Genomic DNA, 17,862 nt, shown 5'->3' with positions numbered 1-17,862 from the left:
AGAGATCGAACAATCGAGGTGCTCACAGATCGCGGGATCTGTGAGCCCCTCGTCAGCCTTTAGCAGGATTCGTGCGCGGGTGATATCCTCTGCTCTATGTTCACCCGTCGAGATAATCGCCTCAAGTTCGCTTCGTTCCTTGTCAGAGAGGTTGACGATGTGCTTTTTCCGTCCCATCCCTATAGAGAGGTGCTCAGAAGAGATAAGCTAAGCAGTCGACGCTTGCAAGTGCACTAGTATCGTTCTAAGCGTCGACTGACGAGCGAAATTATGCGGCGCGAACTGATTTCACTCACCAGTTACAGATGAAACGCCACATCGATTAAGACCGTCCGCTCCGAACGGCAATCGTGGAACCAGTCAAGCCGACGCTGTTGATCGTCAGCGACTCCCCGGAGCGACCGGAGTTCGAGGAGGCGATCGAGCGGACGGGACTGAACCTCGAGGTTCTTACGGCGGGGGACATTCCGGCCGCGACGGCCGTCGTCGAATCCGAACGGGTCGACTGCATCGTCAGCGCCTACGAGGTTCCCGACGAAAACGGTCGGCTCTACATGGGCGGGCTCCGATTGCTCGAGTACGTTCGTCGCGAACACGGCGAACTGCCGTTTATCATCTATACGTTCGTCGTCAACGAAGACAGCGTCCGCAGGGCAACTACCAGCGGCGTCACCGCCTACATCAGGGATATCGAGGGGGAAGACGTCGTCGACCAGTTGAGCTACCACATCAACTCGGCTATCGACCGGCGGCTCACCGAACGCCGAGCCGACGAGCAGGCCCGGATCAACGAGGTCATCCGCGACGTCAACGACTCGCTCGTCCGCGAGCAGGTCCGCGACGAGATGATCAGACGGATCTGCCACGAGTTGACGACCGACGACGTCTATCGAGCCGCGGGGTTCGTCTTCGTCGACCACGAGACGGGGGAGATCCAATCCTGGGCGGGCGAAGACGCAGCGACGCTCAACGGAGACGAGGCTGCGCGACGACTCGTCGACAGAACGCTCGAGTCCGAGTCCGTCACGGCCGGTTCGAGTTCGCCGTCTATCGTGGCTATTCCGGTCATCTACGAAGACACCTTACACGGCGTCCTCGTACTCGAGACGAATCCCTCCCACGTCGTCTACGAGACGGAGCGAACCGTCCTCGGGGAACTCGGCGAGACGATCGGCCACGCGCTCAACGCGATCGAGGTCAGAAACTCCCTGGTCGAACGCGAACGAGAACTCAGCGAACAAAAAGAGCAACTCGAGCAGTTCGCCAGCATCGTCTCTCACGAGATCCGGAACCCGCTGAACGTCGCTCAGGGGAACCTGGCCGTCATTCGTGAGACGTCCGACGGCGAGGAGACACCGGAACTGGAGTCGATCGACAGATCGCTCGACCGAATCGCGACGATCGTCGACGACATTCTGGCACTCGTCCGAAGCAACGACGTCCTCGATGCCAGACCGGTCGCTCTCGAACGCGTCGTAGAAGAAGCGTGGGAAACCGTCGAAACCGACGACGCGATGCTCGAGGTTGGCGAGGTCCCGATCGTCGAGGCCGATCCGTCCCTGCTCCGGCGGCTGTTCGAGAACCTCTTTCGGAACGCGATCGAACACGCCACGCAGCCGAACGACCGCCTCACCGTTTCGGTCTCCGCCGACGACGACGCGATCCTCGTCGAGGACGACGGCGTCGGTATCGACGAGTCGGTCCTCGAGGACATCTTCGAGATGGGTATGACGGGTGCCGGCCACGGGACCGGCCTCGGAATGGCGATCGTACACGACCTCGCCGACCGCCACGGCTGGACCGTCTCGGCATCGAACCACGGCGACGGCGCGCAGTTCCGGGTACACGGGATCGAAACGCTCTGATGCGGGTCGGTGCGATCTGAGGTAGGTCGGTACGATCTGATGTGAGTCGGTGTCTCGACGTCCACCCGTCGCAGTTGCGTGGGCACTGCCCGGCAGGGACCGGACGAACGGCTCCGACCGCGTTTCGAGGCGTCACGCGGCTTCCGATCGCACGTCACGCGGCTTCCGATCGCTCGAGCGTTTCCGCGACCCCCCACTTCGAAATCCTTTTAGGCGCTACACGGGGATAATAGGGTAACTGAGTGATATCATGGACGTCGACATCATCTCCGAATCGGAGAACCCCATGTTGCACAGAACCGACGTGACCTTCGAACTGTCCCACGACGACGCGACGCCGGAGCGACTTCAGGTCCGGGACAGCCTGGCTGCGAAACTGAACAAGGACGCCGCCGAGGTCGTCATCCGCAAACTCGACACCAAGTTCGGCATGCGAAAGACCGTCGGCGAGGCCAAAGTCTACGACACGGCCGACGACGCCCGCGACGTCGAGCAGGACCACATGCTCGAGCGCAACAAGATCGTCGCCGACGAGGGCGAGGGCGACGCGGAAGCGGAGGAGGCATAAGATGGCTCGACACGAACTCTACGGGGACGACGGCAGCGTCGAAGGCGAACACTGTCCCCGCTGTGGCGATACGTTTCTCGCGGACCACGGCGACCGAAAACACTGCGGGAAGTGTGGCTACACCGAGTGGGAGTAACGAGCGAGTGACCGCGACGTGAGCGCCGGCACTCGAGTACTCGGGATCGAAGGCACCGCCTGGGCAGCAAGCGCAGCGGTGTACGATTCCGACGCGGACGACGTCGGTTCCGTTTTCATCGAAACCGACGCCTACGAACCCGAAAGCGGCGGCATTCATCCCCGCGAGGCCGCCGAACACATGCACGACGCGATCCCCCGCGTCGTCGAACGCGCACTCGAGTACGCCCGGGAAACCCACCGCGACGGCGAGGACGGACGCCCGCCGGATGAGCGGTCAGCACCGATCGACGCCGTCGCCTTCTCCCGCGGCCCCGGCCTCGGGCCGTGCCTGCGAATCGTCGGCACCGCCGCCAGAGCGCTGAGTCAGACGCTCGAGGTACCGCTGGTCGGGGTCAACCACATGGTCGCCCACCTCGAGATCGGTCGACACACCTCCGGCTTTTCCACGCCGGTCTGTCTGAACGCGAGCGGTGCGAACGCCCACCTGCTCGCCTACCGCAACGGCCGGTACCGCGTCCTCGGGGAGACGATGGACACCGGCGTCGGCAACGCCATCGACAAGTTCACCCGCCACGTCGGCTGGAGCCACCCCGGCGGGCCGAAAGTCGAGGCGGCCGCGGAGGACGGCGAATACGTCGACCTCCCCTACGTCGTCAAGGGGATGGACTTCTCGTTTTCGGGGATCATGAGCGCCGCCAAGCAACGGTACGACGAGGGGGTCCCCGTCGAGGACGTCTGTTACTCCCTGCAAGAGAATATCTTCGCCATGTTGACGGAAGTCTCCGAACGCGCGCTCTCGCTTTCCGGCAGCGACGAACTCGTCCTCGGCGGTGGCGTCGGGCAAAACGACCGCTTACGGGAGATGCTCGCGGCGATGTGCGATCAGCGCGGGGCCGAGTTTCACGCCCCCGATGCGCGCTTTCTGCGGGACAACGCCGGCATGATCGCCGTCCTCGGCGCGAAGATGTACGACGCCGGCGACACCCTCGCACTCGAGGACTCCCGCGTGGACCCGAACTACCGTCCCGACCAGGTTCCCGTGCGGTGGCGAGCGGACGAAGACGACGTCGCTATCGGCACCGACGACGCCGGCCGAATCCGCGGGGCCGAAGCTGTCGTCGACCTCGAGCCCGACGCCGGCCGGGTGAAGAAACGTCGGCGCGAGAAGCGCTATCGCCACCCCCAGCTCGACGAGCGCCTTCGGCGCGAGCGAACGACGCTCGAGGCTCGACTGACGAGCCTCGCCCGCCGGGAAGGTGTCCCGACACCCGTCCTCTCGGACGTCGACCCCCTCGAGGCGCGGCTCGAACTCGAGTACGTTGGTGAGTGTGATCTCAAGGCGGCGCTCACGGCCGACGCCGTCCGCGACGTCGGTCGCCACCTCGCTGCGCTCCACCGGGCGGGGTTCGTCCACGGCGATCCGACGACGAGAAACGTCCGGGTCGGCCAAGCGGGGCCCGACACGCCGGGTGACGAGCGCACCTACCTCATCGACTTCGGGCTGGGCTATCACACCGACCACGTCGAAGACTACGCGATGGATCTACACGTCTTCGACCAGAGCCTCGTCGGCACGGCTGACGACCCCGACCCCCTCCGCGAGGCGGTCCGCGAGGGATACCGCGACGTGGGCGAGGAGCGCGTGCTCGAGCGCCTGCGGGACGTCGAGGGACGCGGCCGGTACGTCACCGACGCGACCTGATACGGTTTACTGTCAGTCAGTTCCAGCACACCCGCGATTCTGGCGGCGGGTGTGCCGGGACACCGGTACAGGAATCCGTCTGAGCGGCGGTGGTGGATCGACCCGACCGAACGCGGCTCCGGAGAAAGCCGTCACTGATTTCAGTCGGTCCCGACGAGTGATCACATGGTCGGCCTCGAGCGACCGTCGCCGCGCGTCGAGTCCGCGTTGCTGTGGGGAGCCGTCGGCTTCATGGCGTTTCTCGTCCTCGTCCAGGGCTACGCCCTCCTCCGCTCTCCGCTCCTGACGATCGGACAGGGTGGGGCCCTCGCGATCGCGGTGGGACTCGCAGCCGCCGGAATCGCGTACGTCCTCGAGCACCGAATCGCGGCGTGGTCGGCGCGACGCGCGAACCGTGAAACCGATTCAGACGGATTACTGTAACTGTGTCCCGGCGCACCCGCCGCCCGGGTCGCGGGTTCGCCGGAAGTGGCTTACAGTAACCCGTCTCACACGACGGCGACGGTAAAAGTAAGAGTTAAACGACGGACGTGGCTAGGATCACTCGAGCCAGGATGGCCGAACGGTAAGGCGCACGCCTGGAAAGCGTGTTCCCTTTGGGATTCTGGGTTCAAATCCCAGTCCTGGCGTTTTTTCTACTATAAAACCAACAGGCGTGTTTTTTGTAACTGTATGACGATTCAAATGTCCAATAGAAGGTGAGAGATACCGAAGTATATTTTCTCCACTCGAGGGTTTATAACGGATAAGGAAGCGCAAGCTGTGTATGGGAGATGACGGCTACCTCCGCCGAACTGCCATCACGCGGGTAACCGTCTCCCAGTCGGACGAAAAACTGTTACGACGGACAGTTGATGAGTGGCTCGAGGCATGTAACATCGCGTCGGAGATGGCCTGGAACGGTTGTGATTCCGCGGTCGACGTACAAAACCTCGCGTACGACCGAATCCGGGACGAAACTGCCCTCGGGAGTCAACACGCGATTCTTGCAACGCATCACGTCGCGCGGGCGGTAAAATCCGGTCTCGAACGACGACGGAACGGAAAGACCGCGACGCGACCAGATTTTACGTCGCGATCGATGACGTTCGATACGCGATCGATGACCGTTTTTGAGGACCGGGGGGAAGTATCCCTGACTACGCTCGGCGATCACGATCGAGTCCGGGCAACTTTGTTGCTTCCCGACGACAGTGGATATCAGCATCAATTTCTCGAGTGCGACGAGTGGGAACCGACGGAATCGACGCTCCATTACAGAGACGGCAACTGGTACCTGCACCTTGGCTTTCGTAAACCGAACAGCGAAGATCCGAAAACCGAGAACGGAACGGTTCTCGGGGTTGACCTCGGTGTTGCCGAAATTGCTGTTACCAGTACCGCACGGTTCTTTTCGGCCGGCGAACTCAATCACGCGCGCCGAGAATTCGAGCGGGTGCGCGCTGATTTGCAAGCACGGGGAACACGAAGCGCGTACCGAACGCTCGAAAAGGTGTCCGGACGCGAAACGGAGGTCGTAAAACACGTTCTCCACGACGTAGCGAACGGAATCGTCGAGGAGGCCCTCGAATACGACTGTGCTGGGATCGTTTTCGAAGAGTTAACCGGAATCCGCGATCGGCTCCCGGAGGCGAACTGGCACTCCGAATGGGCGTTCGATACACTGCTCGAGTACGTGACGTACAAAGCCAAAGCGGAGGGATTGTTCGTCGACACGACGATGCCGAAGGACACGAGTCGTCGATGTCCGGAGTGTGAATATATCGACGATGAAAACCGTCTCGTCCGTAATCAGTTCGAGTGTCAGTCGTGTGGCTGTACGGGTCACGCAGACTATATTGCGTCGAAAAACGTTGCAGCGCGGTATCTCCGTCGAGATCAACAGTTGTCTCGACGGAGGGGTGTCAGTCAATACGCCCTGAAGTCCGGGACAATGACTCCGACCGGAGAATACTCCCCGTATTCTCCCGCATCATCGGACGAGTCTACGGGCAAGTCAACCCCGTAAGCGAGTGGGAACGAACCACGAGCAAACCGGGTGGCAGTTGATATCCCTGTTCTGGCGTTTCATCCGCGGTCCAAGATAAAACGTCTCCCTGTGAACGGTTCGAATACGGGGACAGAGTCTCGAAATCGGTCAGTGAGGACGAACCGGTCGTAGATTGTAATGAGTGGGCCAATCAACTCGAGACCGTAACCCAGCCGACACGAGTCGAGGAAAGTCGCGGGGTATAGATAGGCCGAGCCGAACGAACGGGTGTGACGAGACGACGGCTCTGGCTGGGTGCAGCGTTTTGCTTCGTCGCCGGCGACGCGATGGCGATGCAGGCTCGAGGCGCGTTGCTCTCGAGTTTCGAGGCGACGTTCGGCGTCTCGGAGTCGTTACTGGGGCTGGTCGCACCGGCGGGGACGGTGGGGTTCGTCGCGGCGATTCTGATCGTCGGACTGGTCGCGGGACGACTGGACGCGCGTCACGTCCTCGTCGTCGGTGCCGCGGCGATGGTGGCGTCGCTGTTCCTGATCGCCGTTGCGCCGGTGTACTCGCTGTTTCTGCTCGCGTTGCTCGCCCAGGGGGCGGCAGCGGGGGTGTTCCGGGCGATGGATCGGCCGCTGTTGAGCCACCTCTATCCCGAGCGCCTGGGCCGAATATTCGTCCTGTACGCGCTCGCGTGGGCCGTCGGGGCCGTCACCGCACCGGCTCTGGCAAGCGGCGTGTTGCTCGTCGCCGACTGGCGACTGACGTACGTCCTCATCGGACTGTTGCTCGTTCCGGTCGTCGTCGCCGTCTGGACGCTCGAGTCGCCGACGGAGTGGGACGAACGCCGCCTCGAGCGGGAGTCGCTGACGCGGCTGCTCTCGAACCCGTTGATGGGCGGGACGCTGCTGGGGATGGCGCTCGTCGGGGGGATCGAGGGGACGATCTTCACCTGGCTGCCGTACTACGCGGGGACGTTCTTCGACCGGACGACGGCCAATCTCGCGCTGTCGGTCTACCTGCTTGCGTACGTCCCCGGTCGGTACGCTTACGCGAAACTCATCGAGTCCACCTCGTACCTTCGACTCTCGGCGCTGACGACCGCACTCGCGATTCCGTCGATCGTCCTCGCCGTCGGCTGGACCGGCGTCGGCATGCTCGTGGCGGTTTTCTGTCTCGGACTGTTGTTGTCCTCGCTGTTCCCGCTGCTGTCGGCCTACGGTGTCGAACTCGCGCCGGAGTACAGCGGCCCCGTCAGCGCGCTCGCGACCGCCGCCACCTACGCCGGGATGGCGACCGTGCCGGCCGTGGTCGGCGTCGTCGCCGAGTTGACCGACATCGGGACCGCGATGTGGATTCCCGCCGCGCTCACGGTCGTCCTGTTCGCCGTCGTCCTGACGATGTGGAGGCGGGACGGACCGGTCGAACGGGCACACGTTTGAACCTCGGCTCCGTAGTCGCGGGTATGTGTGGACGGTACACGCTCACCCTCGAGCGAGACGAGTTCGAGGAGCGGTTCGACGCGACGTTCGCCGGGGAGTTCTCACCGCGGTACAACGCGGCACCCGGCCAGCGGCTGCCGGTGATCACGAACGACGCCCCGGAGACGATCCGACGGCTCGAGTGGGGACTGGTACCGGAGTGGGCCGACGACCCCACCGGCGGGCTGATCAACGCGCGGGCGGAGACGCTCGACGAGAAACCGAGCTTTCGCGAGGCGTACGAACGGCGGCGGTGTCTGGTCCCGGCAGACGGGTTCTACGAGTGGGTCGAAACGGGCGAGGGCGAAACTCGGCCCTACAGGGTCGCGTTCGACGACGGCCGTCCGTTCGCGATGGCCGGGCTCTGGGAGCGCTGGGAATCCGAGACGACCCAGACCGGTCTCGACGCCTTCGGCGGCGGTGTCGAGTCGACGGACGACAGACCCGGTGGACCGCTCGAGACGTTCACGATCGTGACGACCGAACCGAACGATCTCGTCGCGGATCTCCACCACCGGATGGCGGTCGTTCTCGAACCAGACGTCGAAACGCGATGGCTCGCCGGAGACGAATCCGACGGTCTCCTCGAGACGTACCCGGCAGACGAGATGACCGCGTCCCCAGTTTCGACGGCAGTCAACGATCCGGGAACGGACGATCCATCGGTGATCGACCCGATCGATCCGTAACCGGCCACCGATAATACTTAAAGGTGGCGGATATACCCGTCTGTCACGCAGTGATTCTGGATCGACGTTCTTCGATATCTACCACGCGACGGGACCCATTACAGCGGTTTTTGGAAGGGTATCCCCAGGATTTGGCGTCGGGCGAGTTGTGCGACATCGTTGCATTTATGTAGAAGGGCAAACAATGATCGGTCGACTATGAGTCAGCGAATGCAGCAAGGGCAGCCGATGATCGTAATGAGCGAGGACGCCCAGCGCGTCAAAGACAAAGACGCGCAGGACTACAACATCAGCGCCGCCCGTGCGGTTGCTGAGTCCGTTCGCTCGACACTCGGCCCGAAAGGGATGGACAAGATGCTCGTCGACTCGATGGGATCGGTCACCATCACGAACGACGGCGTCACTATTCTCCAGGAGATGGACATCGACAACCCGACGGCCGAGATGATCATCGAGGTCGCCGAAACACAGGAAGACGAGGCAGGAGACGGCACCACGACGGCCGTCGCGATCGCCGGCGAACTCCTCAAAAACGCCGAGGATCTCCTCGAGCAGGACATCCACCCGACGGCGATCATCAAGGGCTTCCACCTCGCGAGCGAGCAGGCCCGCGAGGAGATCGACGACATCGCCCAGGACGTCGACACCGACGACGAGGAGCTCCTCCGTTCGGTCGCCGAGACGTCGATGACCGGCAAGGGAGCAGAGGTCAACAAAGAGCACCTCTCCCAGCTCATCGTCGACGCCGTCCGCTCGGTCACTGTCGAGAGCGACGACGGCGAGAACGTCGTCGACCTCGAGTTCCTCAACACCGAGACCCAGACCGGCCGCAGTGTCGGCGAATCCGACCTGCTCGAGGGCGGCATCGTGGACAAAGATCCCGTCCACGACAACATGCCCGCCCAGGCAGAAGACGCCGACATCCTGCTTTTGAACCAGGCGATCGAGGTCGAAGAGACCGACGTCGACACGGAAGTCTCGGTCACCGACCCGGACCAGCTCCAGAAGTTCCTCGACCGCGAGGAAAAACAGCTTCGTGAGAAAGTCAACACGATCGTCGATCTCGACGCGGACGTCGTCTTCTGCCAGAAAGGCATCGACGACCTCGCTCAGCACTACCTCGCCAAGGAAGGCATTCTCGCCGTCCGCCGCGCGAAGAAATCCGACCTCGAGTTCATCTCGGAGGTCGTCGACGCGGCAATCGTCTCGGACCTAGAGAGCGCGACTGCCGACGACCTCGGTCACGGCGACGTCACCCGCGACGAGGAAGACGAACTGTTCTACGTCGAGGGAGACGGAGCCCACGGGGTCACCCTCCTGCTTCGCGGGTCGACCGAACACGTCGTCGACGAACTTGAGCGCGGCATCAACGACGCACTCGACGTCGTCGCACAGACGGTCTCCGACGGCCGCGTGCTGGCCGGCGGCGGTGCGATCGAAGTCGAACTCGCCTCCCGTCTCCGTGATTACGCCGACAGCGTTTCGGGTCGCGAACAGCTGGCCGTCGAAGCGTTCGCCGACTCGCTCGAACTCGTCCCGCGCGTGCTCGCCGAAAACGCGGGCCTCGACAGCATCGATACGCTCGTCGACCTGCGTGCGGCCCACGACGACGGTGACGTCGCTGCCGGACTGAACGTCTTCTCGAACGACGTCGAGGACACGTTCGAGGCCGGCGTCGTCGAACCGGCTCACGCCAAAGAGCAGGCGGTCACGTCCGCAAGTGAAGCCGCAAACCTCGTGCTCAAGATCGACGATATCATCTCCGCCGGCGACCTGTCGACCGACAAGGGCGGCGACGAGGAAGGCGGCCCCGGCGGTGCACCCGGCGGCATGGGCGGTATGGGCGGTGGCATGGGCGGCATGATGTAAACGCGGCCACCTGCCCCACCACCTCGAGCGCCCGTTCGCTCGTCCGTCCGCTCGAATCGTCCGCCAACCGACGTCGTTTCGACGCTCGCTTTCTCGCTCGAGTCGATCGATACACGCGTGAATCCGGTTTTTCGAATTCCGAAGAGATCCTCGTCGAAGATCCAGACCGGATCCAGCGTGCATACCACCTATTGAACTGGACGGCGTAGGACGAATATGGCCTATCGAACCACGCTCGGCTGGTCGCTTTTCACCTCCGGTATCGTCACGCTCGTCCTCAAAGTTCTCCCCGGCGATTCGTTGTGGTGGGGACTCCTGTTGCTCGCTCTCGGCGTGGTCGTGCTGTACGTCCGGTGAGATCCAAGTCGAGATGCGGGTAAAACGGTCGGCGTGATGATAGACGGGGACCGGTAAATCGCCTCGAGGTATTCTCCCGTTTTCTCATACGGTTTACTGTAAGTCGTTACCGGAGCGACCGGACGCCGTTCCGCGGTCGCTCCGGTAAACAGTTACAGCAATCCGTATCCGACAAAACCGTCGAACGCTGTTTTCGAGTGGTGACAAATAACGAGACGAAGCGGTCGGTCGGCCGCCGATCAGGCGTCTTCGATGTCGAGTTCGAACTGCTCGTTCTCCGAGACCGCGTTCAGGACGACGCTGGTGTTGGAGGCTTTGATATCGGGATCGGTGAGCAACGCCTTGATCTGCTCGTTCATTCCGTCCGTATCTTTGAACTTGCCGATTGCGATGACGTCGTAATCGCCGGTGACCTCGTAGACGCTGATCATCTGGCGGTGATCGCGCAGCGTATCAGTGATGTCCGGCAGCGCGTTCCCCTCGACCTGAAGCTGAATCACGGCAGTGACGTCGTATCCGACCGCGTCGTAATCCAGACGGGGTGTGTATCCTTCGATTACCCCCTCCTCCTCGAGATCCGAGAGGTGATTCGAAATCGTCGTGACGGAAACGTCGAGCTCCTCGGCGAGACTGCGGAGGCTCGCTCGGCCGTCTCCGAGAAGTGCATTCACTAGTTTTGCATCGAGATTTTCGTACGTCATCAGGTGTACCCTCTCACTCACCCCTTTAGAAATTTACGAATATACAATTTCGAAGGAGAGATGGGAGAATTGCGCGGAGCAGTAGGGTTTTAGTAGCAGAGATGCTTGGATAGCACGACGAGAAAGATGACAAGCGGAAACATCACTGAGAGCGAACAGGCGGTTCTCGACGAAATCGAAGCGAACGACGTCGACTTCCTCCGGCTCCAATTTACCGATATTCTGGGTACAGTCAAGAACGTCTCTGTCCCGGCCCGCCAGGCCGAGAAGGCGTTCGCCGAAGGGATCTACTTCGACGGCTCCTCGATCGAAGGCTTCGTCCGCATTCAGGAGTCGGACATGCGTCTGGTTCCCGACCCGGACACGTTCGCGATTCTTCCGTGGAGGCAAAAAGAGGACAGCGCGGCGGCCCGCATGATTTGTGACGTCTACGATACGTCGTCCGGGGAGCCGTTCGAGGGCGATCCGCGCCGCGTTCTCCAGAACGCTATCGACCGCGCTCACGAGATGGGCTACACGGTCAACGCCGCCCCCGAACCCGAGTTCTTCCTCTTCGAGGAGGACGAGGAGGGTCGTGCCACCACCAAAACCGGCGACCACGGCGGGTACTTCGACCTCGCGCCGAAAGACCTCGCCTCGGACGTCCGCCGGGACATCATCTACGGGTTAGAGGACATGGGCTTCGAAATCGAAGCCAGCCACCACGAGGTCGCACGCGGGCAACACGAGATCAACTTCGAGTACGACGACGCACTCACGACCGCTGACAACGTCGCCACGTTCCGGACCGTCGTTCGCGCCATCGCGGCCCAGCACGACCAGCACGCGACGTTCATGCCAAAACCCATCCCGAAGATCAACGGCTCCGGCATGCACACTCACCTCTCGCTTTTCACCGAGGCCGGCGAGAACGCCTTCCACGACGAAGACGCCGAGTTCAACCTGAGCGAGACCGCACGCTCGTTCCTCGCGGGCATCCTCGAGCACGCGCCGGCGATCACCGCGATCGCGAACCCGACGGTCAACAGCTACAAGCGACTCGTCCCGGGCTACGAAGCTCCCGTTTACGTCGCCTGGTCCGACCGCAACCGCTCGGCGCTGATCCGCAGGCCCGCAGCCCGCGTCCCCGCCGCGTCCCGAGTCGAACTCCGCTCGCCGGACCCGTCGTGTAACCCCTACCTCGCGATCGCCGTCATGATCCACGCCGGTCTCGAGGGGATCGAGAAGGACCTCGAGTGTCCGGACCCGGTCCGAGAGAACATTTACGAGTTCGACGAACAGAAACGCGAGGAGTACGGCATCGAGACGCTGCCGTCGAACCTCGGCCAGGCCGTCGAGGCCCTGGAAGAAGACGAGGTCATCACCGAGGCGCTCGGCGACCACGTCGCGTCCAAGTTCGTCGAGGCGAAGTCCCAGGAGTTCGAGGAGTACCTCGTCGACGTCTCCGAGTGGGAACTCGATCGCTACCTCGAGACGTTCTGAGCGGTCGCGAGACCGGTTACGACTCCATCAGGACGGGTATGGTCCCGTCGGTATACTGTTCGATCGCTCCCGTCACTTCTTCCGAGGAGACGCCGTAGGAATCGATCGGGACGTAGTAGGCGTCCTCTTCGGCCCCGAGTACTGCTTTGTTCATCCCGTTTTGCAGTCGTTGCCACCACCGTTCCTCCGGATATTCGGTAACTGCAATCTGCAACATCTCCGTCGATCCTCCCCGGTGTTCGACACGTTCGACGTCGACTGATTCGATCCGATCCCACGGGATGAACTCCATGGAACTGAACTTCCTGTAGCGGATGCCCGTCGCGTCGATCCTGATGACCGGCGAGTAGTCGATCAGGCGGTAGAAAAACAGGACGGAGCCTGCGGCAAACAACGGGGTCGCGAGGGCCACCGCGACGAACTCGTAGAGTCCGATAGCGGGACCTACCGACAGGAGGAGGCCACACCCAAGCGCCAGTACGACGCTTCCGGCGAAGTACAGAAGCATGCGCAACCGAGACGGATAGATCTCGTAGCCCTCGTCGTCCGACGGGTACTCCGATCGCTCGTGTGACGGTTCGGAACCGTCTCGTCGAACCGTTTCGCTTTCTAACACCGTGAAGCCGTTCGATTCCGCGACGTCCGTCACGCGCTCCGAAAGCCCGCCGGCTTTCGTCACCACCGCTGCGTCAGCGTCCTTCTCACGACCGACGTTCCAGAGATGTCGCAAGTGCCGTTCGGTCACCGCCACGTCGGGATCGACGACGGCGAGCACGACGACGCGCTGCCGGCCATCCGCGGATTTCCGGGTTCCGCCGTACAGAAAGACCCCCTCCTGTAGCCGTCGTGACGACGTGTTCCACCCCTGATCGCGAAGATACCGTCTGACCTCACCGAAGTAGCTCGGGGATGGCATGAAATCGGCTTCTCAGCTATAGATCTTAATTGTTGATTCGTTTTCGAACTCGACTCAATAACGTAAATCCACTCACCAGTGAAAGTGCCTGTGTCCCGACAGGGCGATCCGATTTCCGCAGTCCGTCGACCCCGGAAAATCGACGATCGCTCGAGTGATCGGACGGAGAGCGCCGGAGCAATCGTATCCCGCCGTTTACCCATCACGACTCGAGGGGCGACCACCCGTCGAGGCGGTCCGTAACGGCGTCGGTAACGTCCGTGAGGTAGGGTAGGCCCCAGCGGGCGACGACGATCGCTCCGATGGTATTGAACAGGATATCGGACATCGTATCGTCGAGGCCGTGTTGAGCCAGGGGCATCTCGAGGCCGGTGATACCGGCGACGACGTCGAAGCCGAACTCGCCGATCTCCCAGAAGACGCCGAACGAGAGGACGAATATGACGATGAACCCCGGCGTCAGTTCTGGTGGAAGGTGAATTTCCTCCCGGTGCTCGTCGAGCACGCGGATCGCGACGTAGCCGACGCCACCGACGAGCGTCGCCGACAGCGGGTGGGTGAGGTTGTGCCACCAGAACGAGCGATCGTAGATGTAAAACGAACCGATCGAGTGCATGAAGACAACCACCGTAACCCAGAGCACGAGCCCCGAGTCGAACGGGAGGTCGTATCTGTGACGAAGCAGCGTCGGAACGAACGTCACCGCGAGCATTGCGGTCGCGTTGGAGACGGCCCCGAAGTCGAGTGTCACGGCACCGTATCCGGCCATCGCGACCATTCCGAGACGAAGCACCTGAACGAGCACACGCTGGAGTCCTCCGGAAACGGGAAGGCGCTCCTCGAGCGGCGGCCGCCCGTCGATGTCGGCTTCGATCGCGAACACGTCCTCGTCGATGCCGTCGACGGGTGCCGAGACGAGTTCGTCACCGGGGAAGTGCCGATAGTACAGATCGAAACAGACGCCCGCGAACAGCCCCGCCGTCGTCGCGGTGATCAGAAGCCACATCAGTTCCGCGTTGCTCGCGAGAATCGCAGTTCCTGCGAGGAGGTCCCGAATCCACGTCACCATCGCCCACACCGCCGCAATCGACGCCGACACCATCGTGACGACGGCGACCGCGAACCACCGCTCGAGTCGAACCTCCGTCAGCGCGTGTACCTCGAGGGTGAGCGCGAGTGCGATCGCCGCGCCACCGGTATAGAGGACGAGCTGGCGACGCCAGAGATCGGGGAAGATCGTAGCCACGAGCAGCGCCGCAACCGCAACCGTCGTCACCTCCCAGGGGAGCGCGGCGCGTGTGGACTCGAGGGCGACGACGGGAACGATCGCGACGATCACGACGGTCGCGGCGAACAGCGTTTCGTGGATCCGGCCGTCGACGAGCGCCTGTGCGCCGACGAATCCGGCGACAGCGATCGCCAGCCAGGAGAGATACGCGTTCGATCGTTCGCCGTGAAACGCCCGAGTCGGAGTCCGTGACATCGATAGTTCGTTCGGCACACGCTGGTGGGGAAGGGCCGTCCGAACCGTCCGTACGACGGGATTCGAGTAAAGGTCGCGGCTTGCAACTGGCGACCGCCGCCGAGAGAGCGCATCCCGGGAACCCGAGGACTCGCCGTCCCCTCTCCCGGGACGACTGCGTGCCCAATCACATGCGGCCGGTGGAACGTATCCGTTCTCGACCACCCGACGCCCATATGAGGCCGTCGTGCGTACACGGGATACTCGCTATGATGGCCACGACTCACGCGTACGGAGGGCTCGCGGTCGCCGCTGCGCTCGCGATCGTCGTCCCCGAGTTCGCGTTCGTCATCGCCGCCGCCGCGATCGTCGGCGGACTCTTCCCCGACCTCGACCTCTACGCCGGCCACCGCCGGACGCTTCACTTCCCGGTCTACTACTGGGTGCTCGCGGTCCCGGCATCGGTCGTCGCAGTAACCGTTCCCAGGCCGGCGACCGTCGCCACGGCGGTCTTCCTCCTCGCCGCAGCGCTCCACTCGGCGATGGACGCGTTCGGTGGCGGCCTCGAGTTGAAACCCTGGCGGGCGACGTCCGACCGGGCGGTGTACAGCCACTACCACGACCGGTGGATCGAGCCGCGGCGGTGGGTCCGCTACGACGGTGCGCCCGAGGATCTCGCTCTCGCCGTCGCGCTTGCAATTCCCGCACTGGTGGTCTTCGACGGCGTCGTCAGACGTCTCGCCTTCGCTGGCCTCGCAATCTCGGCGGGGTACGTACTCGTGCGAAAGCCCCTCGCCGTGGTCGCCGAGCGGGTACTCGAGCGCGTCCCCGATCCCGTCTTCGATCACCTCCCGGCTCGGTTTCTCCCGCTCGAGGAGTCGGACCTCGAGCGCATCGGCGACGACGGGTAATATACTGTCGGACAGGGGTCCGTGTGAGGTCGGTCGCGAATTCGTGGTCGTCCCTCGGGTGTGGCCGCAGTTGCGCGACCGATCGTCGCTTCGCTCCGTCCGGTAGTATATCCTCGACGACGACCGTAGGGATAGTGAAACGGCTGTCGGCGCTATCAGGGGATTCGCCGGCCGGTCTCTCGAGGCGAGATGGACCCAACGGGGAAATCACTAACTCTCGAGAAGACGACGTCGGTGTATGAGACTCACACACGTCGGTCACGCTGACGATTCGCAGTCGAATCCGTCCAGGACTGCTACGCCGACGGAAACACGGGCTGGAACCGCCGCCATGCGATGAACGTCCACTGGCACCGTCGAGACCTCCGTGCGACCGACAACCGATCGCTCGACGCCGCGGCGTCGGAGGGGATGACACTCCCCGTCTTCGTTTTCGATCCTGAAATACTCGAGTTCGCCTCGCCACCAAGGGTCGCGTTCATGCTCGAGTCGCTGGCCGAACTTCGCGCGTGGTACCGCGAGCGCGGGAGCGATCTCGTCGTTGCGACCGGCGATCCGCGGGACGAAATTCCGCGCATCGCCCGCGAACACGGCGCAGACTGCGTGACGTGGAACCTCGACTACTCGGGGCTTGCGGACGACCGAGACGAGGCGGTCCGCAAGGCGCTCGGCGGCGCGGGTATCGACGTCGAGTCGTACGACGACGCCCTCCTGCACGAACCCGGTTCGATCACCACGCAGAAAGGCGAGACGTACGCCGTCTACTCCTACTTCTGGCGCAAGTGGCGCGATCGCGAGACTGAATCACCCGCTCCGGAACCGCCCGCCGACCGGCTGGCGGACGTCTCGAGTGGCCCCCTCCCGTCGCTCGCCGACCTCGGATTCGACGACCCCGAGGCGGACGTTCCCGACGGCGGGATGGACGCCGCACGCCGTCGCCTCGAGACGTTCTGTGCCGGCCCCGTCTATCGGTACGCGGACAGACGGGACGAACCTGCGGCCGACGCAACCTCGGGACTGTCGGCCCACCTCAAGTGGGGAACCGTCGGAATACGGACGGTGGACGAAGCCCTCGAGCGTGCGAAAGACGACGCGCCGGACGAGGCGGCGATCGAATCGTGCGAGGAGTTCGCGTCGCAACTCGCCTGGCGGGAGTTCTACGCCCACGTCCTCGACGCGAACCCGAGCGTCGTCACGCAGAACTACCGATCGTACGAACACCGGATCCGGTGGCGAACCGATCCGGACGCCCTCCAGGCGTGGAAAGACGGCGAAACGGGGTATCCGATCGTCGACGCCGGAATGCGCCAGCTTCGATCCGAGGCGTTCGTCCACAACCGCGTGCGGATGATCGTCGCCTCGTTCCTGACGAAAGACCTCCTGCTCGACTGGCGGAAAGGGTACGCCTGGTTCCGCGAGAAACTCGTCGATCACGACACCGCGAACGACGTCGGCGGCTGGCAGTGGGCGGCCGGAACCGGCACCGACGCACAGCCGTACTTCCGGATATTCAACCCGATGACGCAGGGAGAGCGGTACGATCCCGACGCCGAATACATCCACGAACACGTTCCGGAACTCGAGGAGGCCCCTCCCGAGGCCATCCACGACTGGCCAGACCTCGAGCCCGAGGAGCGGGCGGCCGTCGCGCCGGCGTATCCGGCTCCGATCGTCGACCACGCGGAGTGTCGCGAGGCGGCCATCGAAATGTTCGAGACGGCCCGCGGCGACGAGTGAACCGAGTTC

The 17,862-nt window shown here is 63.2% G+C and carries 17 protein-coding genes and 1 tRNA gene; 14 read left to right on the top strand and 4 right to left on the bottom strand.

The annotated features are described in order from the left end of the window. Window positions 1-177 (bottom strand): helix-turn-helix domain-containing protein (locus EA473_RS23240; protein ID WP_133306930.1); only part of this gene is annotated, 177 nt, incomplete at its 3' end. Window positions 178-350: 173 nt separating this feature from the next. Between EA473_RS23240 and EA473_RS12065 the strand changes: the two genes are divergently transcribed. From EA473_RS12065 to EA473_RS22295, 11 genes are all read left to right on the top strand, one after another. Next, entirely contained in the window at window positions 351-1,865 is a 1,515-nt protein-coding gene (locus EA473_RS12065; protein ID WP_124195910.1) for an ATP-binding response regulator, read from the top strand. 250 nt (window positions 1,866-2,115) lie between these two features. Beyond that, complete coding sequence (locus EA473_RS12060) at window positions 2,116-2,433, top strand: 30S ribosomal protein S24e (RefSeq protein WP_124195909.1); 318 nt, start codon at window positions 2,116-2,118, stop codon at window positions 2,431-2,433. Window position 2,434: 1 nt separating this feature from the next. After that, entirely contained in the window at window positions 2,435-2,569 is a 135-nt protein-coding gene (locus EA473_RS12055; RefSeq protein ID WP_124195908.1) for a 30S ribosomal protein S27ae, read from the top strand. A gap of 18 nt (window positions 2,570-2,587) precedes the next feature. Next, complete coding sequence (locus EA473_RS12050; protein WP_124195907.1) at window positions 2,588-4,273, top strand: bifunctional N(6)-L-threonylcarbamoyladenine synthase/serine/threonine protein kinase; 1,686 nt, start codon at window positions 2,588-2,590, stop codon at window positions 4,271-4,273. A gap of 165 nt (window positions 4,274-4,438) precedes the next feature. Continuing rightward, window positions 4,439-4,696, top strand: coding sequence for a hypothetical protein (locus EA473_RS12045; RefSeq protein ID WP_124195906.1), 258 nt, complete (start codon window positions 4,439-4,441; stop codon window positions 4,694-4,696). 125 nt (window positions 4,697-4,821) lie between these two features. Further along, window positions 4,822-4,902: transfer RNA gene (locus EA473_RS12040), tRNA-Ser, on the top strand. A gap of 137 nt (window positions 4,903-5,039) precedes the next feature. Continuing rightward, window positions 5,040-6,281 carry an RNA-guided endonuclease InsQ/TnpB family protein gene (locus EA473_RS12035; protein ID WP_124195905.1) on the top strand — a complete coding sequence of 414 codons (1,242 nt, stop codon included), beginning with the start codon at window positions 5,040-5,042 and terminating at the stop codon, window positions 6,279-6,281. Window positions 6,282-6,532: 251 nt separating this feature from the next. Then, the gene (locus EA473_RS12030) at window positions 6,533-7,690 is read left to right on the top strand and encodes an MFS transporter (RefSeq protein WP_124195904.1); all 1,158 of its coding nucleotides are present in this window, start codon (window positions 6,533-6,535) and stop codon (window positions 7,688-7,690) included. A 23-nt stretch (window positions 7,691-7,713) separates the two neighbouring features. Then, a complete protein-coding gene (locus EA473_RS12025; protein WP_124195903.1) occupies window positions 7,714-8,418 on the top strand; it encodes an SOS response-associated peptidase in 705 nt (234 codons plus the stop codon). Between the two features lie 198 nt (window positions 8,419-8,616). Further along, window positions 8,617-10,287 carry a thermosome subunit beta gene (gene thsB / locus EA473_RS12020; protein ID WP_124195902.1) on the top strand — a complete coding sequence of 557 codons (1,671 nt, stop codon included), beginning with the start codon at window positions 8,617-8,619 and terminating at the stop codon, window positions 10,285-10,287. A gap of 216 nt (window positions 10,288-10,503) precedes the next feature. Further along, window positions 10,504-10,644: a hypothetical protein gene (locus tag EA473_RS22295; protein ID WP_165875271.1), complete on the top strand. Its 141-nt coding sequence runs from the start codon at window positions 10,504-10,506 to the stop codon at window positions 10,642-10,644. A 239-nt stretch (window positions 10,645-10,883) separates the two neighbouring features. On the opposite strand, the gene lrp is transcribed toward EA473_RS22295, so the two are convergent. Then, complete coding sequence (lrp, locus tag EA473_RS12015) at window positions 10,884-11,345, bottom strand: HTH-type transcriptional regulator Lrp (RefSeq protein ID WP_124195901.1); 462 nt, start codon at window positions 11,343-11,345, stop codon at window positions 10,884-10,886. Between the two features lie 126 nt (window positions 11,346-11,471). On the opposite strand from lrp, the gene glnA reads away from it, so the two are divergent. Continuing rightward, window positions 11,472-12,827 (top strand): type I glutamate--ammonia ligase, encoded by a 1,356-nt coding sequence (glnA, locus tag EA473_RS12010; RefSeq protein ID WP_124195900.1) that lies wholly within the window; start codon window positions 11,472-11,474, stop codon window positions 12,825-12,827. 16 nt (window positions 12,828-12,843) lie between these two features. Here glnA and EA473_RS12005 read toward each other — a convergent pair whose 3' ends face one another. Both EA473_RS12005 and EA473_RS12000 read right to left on the bottom strand, forming a co-directional pair. Then, window positions 12,844-13,743 (bottom strand): STM3941 family protein, encoded by a 900-nt coding sequence (locus EA473_RS12005; RefSeq protein ID WP_124195899.1) that lies wholly within the window; start codon window positions 13,741-13,743, stop codon window positions 12,844-12,846. Window positions 13,744-13,945: 202 nt separating this feature from the next. Beyond that, window positions 13,946-15,226, bottom strand: a complete 1,281-nt coding sequence (locus EA473_RS12000; RefSeq protein WP_124195898.1) for a hypothetical protein — start codon at window positions 15,224-15,226, stop codon at window positions 13,946-13,948. A 248-nt stretch (window positions 15,227-15,474) separates the two neighbouring features. On the opposite strand from EA473_RS12000, the gene EA473_RS11995 reads away from it, so the two are divergent. Next, window positions 15,475-16,116, top strand: a complete 642-nt coding sequence (locus tag EA473_RS11995; protein ID WP_124195897.1) for a metal-dependent hydrolase — start codon at window positions 15,475-15,477, stop codon at window positions 16,114-16,116. A gap of 336 nt (window positions 16,117-16,452) precedes the next feature. Then, the gene (locus EA473_RS11990; RefSeq protein WP_124195896.1) at window positions 16,453-17,853 is read left to right on the top strand and encodes a cryptochrome/photolyase family protein; all 1,401 of its coding nucleotides are present in this window, start codon (window positions 16,453-16,455) and stop codon (window positions 17,851-17,853) included. Window positions 17,854-17,862 lie beyond the last annotated feature (9 nt).

The sequence above is a fragment of the Natrarchaeobius chitinivorans genome (assembly GCF_003841505.1).
GTDB lineage: Archaea > Halobacteriota > Halobacteria > Halobacteriales > Natrialbaceae > Natrarchaeobius > Natrarchaeobius chitinivorans.
This window is presented reverse-complemented; position numbering and strand designations above follow the sequence as displayed.